Genomic DNA, 5231 nt, shown 5'->3' on the forward strand with positions numbered 1-5231 from the left:
TCTGAATCCGTATTGGGAGGAAAAGGTCTTGATGAAGTTGAAAAAATGATTCCTACGAAAGACGGAGGTGCTTTGTTAGGAATCTATTCAAGAAGCACTACAGGAGGATCAAAGAAAACTGAAAACTTTGGTGAAGGAGATTACTGGATCATTAAGCTAAACGAAGAAGGGAAAGTAGAATGGGAAAAGAACTTTGGAGGTAAAGCAGATGATCATTTGAGAACACTGGTCTTAACCTCGACAGGATATTTAATCGGAGGGGAATCCAGATCTGAAAGATCCGGAAACAAAACCGTAGGAATAGAAGAAGGAACTGATCTGTGGCTAATCTCTTTAAACGAAAGAGGAGAAGAGCTTTGGCAGAAATCCTACAACTTCGGGAACAGGGATATTCTGATGGGAACAAGTGTTATTCAGAGTCAAGAACCAAGAACCAAGAATCAAGATGTAACAAAAGGAATTTTACTCGGTGGTTATACCCAGGCAGAAGGAAGAATTGAGAACGATGACGAGACTTTCTGGGTGCTCTATCTCAATGCCGATGGAAATGAACAGTGGAGAAAACACGTAAAAGGTGAATCCAGAAAAAGAGAAGAAAGATTATCTGATATAAAACTAAACAGGGACGGCTCCATTATCCTGGCAGGAACCAGTGCGGAAGAACTTGGCAAAGAGAACTGGAAGATCGTAAAGTTGGGAGATAAACAGCTTGACCAGCTGATTGAAAAGCAGGACATTAAGATTTACCCTAATCCTGTTTCAGATTACGCTTATGTAGAAATAGGCTTTGACTTTAAGGAGGCTGATATTATGCTGTATGATATGGGAGGAAGACAGCTTCAAAGCCTGAAGACAAAGAATAAGGTGACGAAGATTAATACCCAGAATTTAATTCAGGGGGCTTATCTGGTGACGATAAAAACGGATACTAATAAAACAGCAAGTGCTAAACTTATAAAGAAATAACAGAGATGAAACGAATTTACATGCTATTAATGTGTATCTTATTAAATGGTATATATTATGGACAATCAACAGAAATAAATCAAATAACAAATATTGTCCCTCCTTCTCCGCAAGCATATAGTATAATCCAATATGGAAACCAACCCCTTAATGAATATAAAGGTATGGCGCAAATTAGCCTTCCTATTGCTGAAATTAAACAAAAAGATTTATTTAATTCTATAGAGCTAAAATATTCAAAACTAGGAGTTAAAGTTAGTGATATTCCTTCCAATGTCGGATCTAGCTGGATTTTGGATATGGGTGGGGTTATTACAAGAACTATTTTTGATTTACCGGATGAAATGCAGGCGCCCTCAAAAAGATTATTCTTTAATAATATTATGGAATTGGCCAACATACCTTATGTGCAAAATGGTTCTGCTGAAGCTTCACAAATCAATATGAATATTAAGGATGAGAGCATCGATAATGAAGTGGATGTCTTCAATATTTCAGTAAACGGCCTAACAGGCAGTTTTTATTTAGATAAAAATTTAAATCCTGTAATGCTTCAGGATAGCCATCAGTTTAAAGTAGAAACGGTAGATAATTTTCAACTTACACATCAGTTTGTTTTAACTGCTAATGATGGTGTCAAATACTATTTTGGTGGAAATGACGCTACAGAAATAACAAGAATAAGAGAAACTCCACAGTATAGCGGAGTAACAAGCTTCTACCTGACAAAAATAAAAAGTGTTACGGGTCAGGAAATCAATTTCCAATATAATAATGTGGGAGCTAAAATTCTGAATATATCAAAACATGAAGAAAAAGTTATAAATGGAATTAATATGACAACCTGTCAGTTTCCATTAAGATCATTGGGGCAGGGCGCAGATTTACTTAGTGGTAACATCTTAAAAATAGATAATGCAAAGGTACTTTCAAAAATTATAGGAAGTGAAACGAGCATTTTCATTAATTATACAGCTCCGGCAAATTCTATTAACCTTTATGAAAGAATTGCATCTGTAGATGTCATGAATAAAAATGATTTACATCAAACGATAGAATTCGAATATCTTGATAAATATTCAACATCAAATACACTTCAAAGATTTTTTCTAATTAAAATAAAAAAGTTTAATTATAAAAACGGTGTGAAAATTTTTGATAATGAACATTCATTTGATTATGAAAGTCCATTGGATATACCGGATAGAAATAGTTTTAGCGTTGACGTATTTGGGTATTATAACGGAAAAGTATTTAATAATACCTTGTTACCGGATTTAAATTTACTGACAGATACACCGTCATTTAATAATTTGATAGGGTTAAATTTAGCCGACAGGAGATCTGTTTTCAATGAAGCAGTAAAAGGAACCTTAAAATCAATTACATATCCTACAAAAGGAAAAACTTTTTTTGAATATGAAGCTATGCCAAAGAAGGTAAAAACGGCGGCAGAGATTACAGGAGAAGTACACTCAAATCCTCCTAATTCACTTATTGCCGAGCATTCTACGATTATTAACGGAAGTGATATATTAGATAATAATTTAAATATTACTCTCTATGCTTTTCAGGAAACTCCCTCTCCTATTCCTGCTAACATGGGGAAAATTAATTTTAAAATTATAGATGTTGCTACTAATACAGTATTAGATGATAAGGATTTGATTTTAGTTAAAAGTGGTCCTGACGATGTAGGCCCATCAACAAGGGATCTTATCTATACTTTTGAAACTTTACCTCAAAAACAATACAAACTCATTATGACACTGACAAAGCCTAATATTAAATATATGGGAACTTATGATGTTATGTATCATAATGGATATGAAGCTTTACATGAGGCTGGTCTTCGATTGAAGAAGATGTATGATTACGACGGAAATAATAATATTAATATAAAAAGACTTTATTATGGATCATATAATAATATTAATAATGTAGCCCAGCTACCAGATAGCTTTTATTCTCCAGGAATGTATTTAAAAAGCAGATATGACTTTGCTGCATGTAGAGAAGTTCTTCCAAATGGAGAACCAGGTGGAATAACCCTTGATCATGCATCTTTAATGCAAACAATTTTATCTTCAGACCCTGTCAATGAATATTTTGATGGTGAGAGTTTTAAATCCCCTTCATATCCTATAGTAACCATAAGCTATGGTGGTGATGACTTTGAAAAAGGAGGTGAAGAAAAAACTTTTGCAAACAATAATTTTGATGAACTGGTAATATTGCATACAGCACTTGCCAATAATGACTTTTATGGAAACGATGTATCCATCTTAACCAGTGATTTGGTCAATAGTTTTCAGCGTAATTTACCCCTTGATGATTATAATGGCAAATTGTTAGAAAATAAAATATTTAAAAGAGAAAGCGGGCAATTGTTTATCAAGAAAAAAACAATTTTTAATTATGAACTTTTATCATCTAAAAGTCTTTTCAATTTAATAGGTAAAGAAACTTATTTACCTTTCTCATTTTCTGCAGGATTAGATGCTAATAATGTGATGCACAATTTATTTTTAGCGTATTATCCTAGAAAATCCTATTCAATATTATTAAAGCATAAAGTTGATACAGATTATATTGATAATATTACATATAATGTAACTGATGATAGTAACTATAAAAAAATTATTATAAATACAGATAACACTTACAATAATTCTTCTCACTATCAGTTAACCAAACAATCAACAATTTTCTCTGATGGTACAACAAATGAAACCACTTATAGCTACGCCCACGACAAAGGCAACCAGAAGCTGATTACTGCCAATATAATAGATATTCCATTGGAAACGGAGGTGAAAAAGAATTCAAAAACAATCTCTAAAACAGAAACTAAATATGATGATCCTCTGAATTTACTTCCTACTTCGGTTTTATCTTATGACCTGCAAAATACCACAATTTCTTCCACAGAGGCGACTTATGACAAATATGATGATAAAGGTAACTTGCAACAATACACGACAAAAGATGGAGTTTCCACAACAATTATTTGGGGCTACAACAAAACCCAGCCAATTGCCAAAATAGAAGGTGCAAAACTTTCAGATATTCCTCAATCTTTGATTGATAGCATTGTTAGTGCTTCAGACAATGATGCTCAAACCGGTACCGATACATCAGAGCAGTCACTTGTTTCTGCTTTAGAGGTTTTCAGGAATAATGCTGTTTTGGCAAGTTATCAGGTTAGTACTTACACATATGATCCGTTAATTGGAGTAAAAAGCATTACTCCGCCTTCGGGAATCAGAGAAAGTTACATCTATGATTCTGCAAACAGGCTTCAAAAAGTAATTGATGTGAATGGGAAGGTGTTAAAGGAAATGAAGTATAACTATAAAAACTAACAAACGATGAAAAGAATATTAATACCGATAGGAACTTTACTTCTATCAAACTTAGTAAGTGCACAGCTTACTCCGCTTCCTAATACCGAAAACTATATCCAGTCCAAAACCTATCTGGATTATAGCGGAACTACACCAACCAAATCTTCTGAAACGGTCCAGTATTTTGATGGTTTGGGAAGACCCAAACAAATCATTGGTATAAAAGCCTCTCCCCTGGGAAGAGATGTTGTTACTCCTATAGAATATGATGCTTTTGGAAGACAGGTAAAAGACTATCTTCCCGTTCCTCAATCAGGAACTCAGAATGGGGCTATTGTTCCCAGTCCATTAACCAATGCTTCATCCGTATATGGATCAGAAAAGATCTATGCAGAAAAAGTATTGGAAAACTCACCACTGGATAGAATCCATCAGCAGATTCAGGTTGGAAATGACTGGGCCAACAAGCCTGTGACCTTTCAATATGATACTAATGTCAATGGAGAAGTCTTTCAATTTACAACCAATACTACCTGGGTTAATAATGCTACTTCTTCTGTTTTAAGCTTACCGGGAACTTTTCCAGCTAATCAGTTATACAAAAATACAGTTACGGATGAAGATGGTAATATCAGTATAGAATACAAAAATGGGAAGGGACAAATCATTATGGCAAGAAAACATGATGGGACCCTTTATAATGATACTTATTATGTGTATAATGAATATGATCAACTGGCCTTTGTACTTCCTCAAAAAGCACTTTTTCAGCCTTTAACGGACACTTTATTAAACGATTTATGCTATCAGTACCGTTATGATGGAAGAGGCAGGCTTGTAGAAAAGAAGCTTCCTGGCAAAGGCTGGGAGTATATGATCTATGACAAAGCTGACAGGCTGGTAATGACTCAGGATGCG

The 5231-nt window shown here is 34.2% G+C and carries 3 protein-coding genes; all 3 read left to right on the plus strand.

The window, feature by feature from the left end; translation table 11 throughout:
* A partial coding sequence (locus tag ACM40_RS20105; RefSeq protein ID WP_048504590.1) for a T9SS type A sorting domain-containing protein occupies window positions 1-966 on the plus strand: 966 nt, incomplete at its 5' end.
* 5 nt (window positions 967-971) lie between these two features.
* Window positions 972-4331: an RHS repeat protein gene (locus tag ACM40_RS20110; RefSeq protein WP_131705395.1), complete on the plus strand. Its 3360-nt coding sequence runs from the start codon at window positions 972-974 to the stop codon at window positions 4329-4331.
* Between the two features lie 6 nt (window positions 4332-4337).
* The coding region (locus ACM40_RS20115) for a DUF6443 domain-containing protein (protein ID WP_048504592.1) at window positions 4338-5231 on the plus strand (894 nt) is incomplete at its 3' end.

The sequence above is a fragment of the Chryseobacterium sp. BLS98 genome (assembly GCF_001045445.1).
In the GTDB taxonomy this organism is placed as follows: domain Bacteria; phylum Bacteroidota; class Bacteroidia; order Flavobacteriales; family Weeksellaceae; genus Chryseobacterium.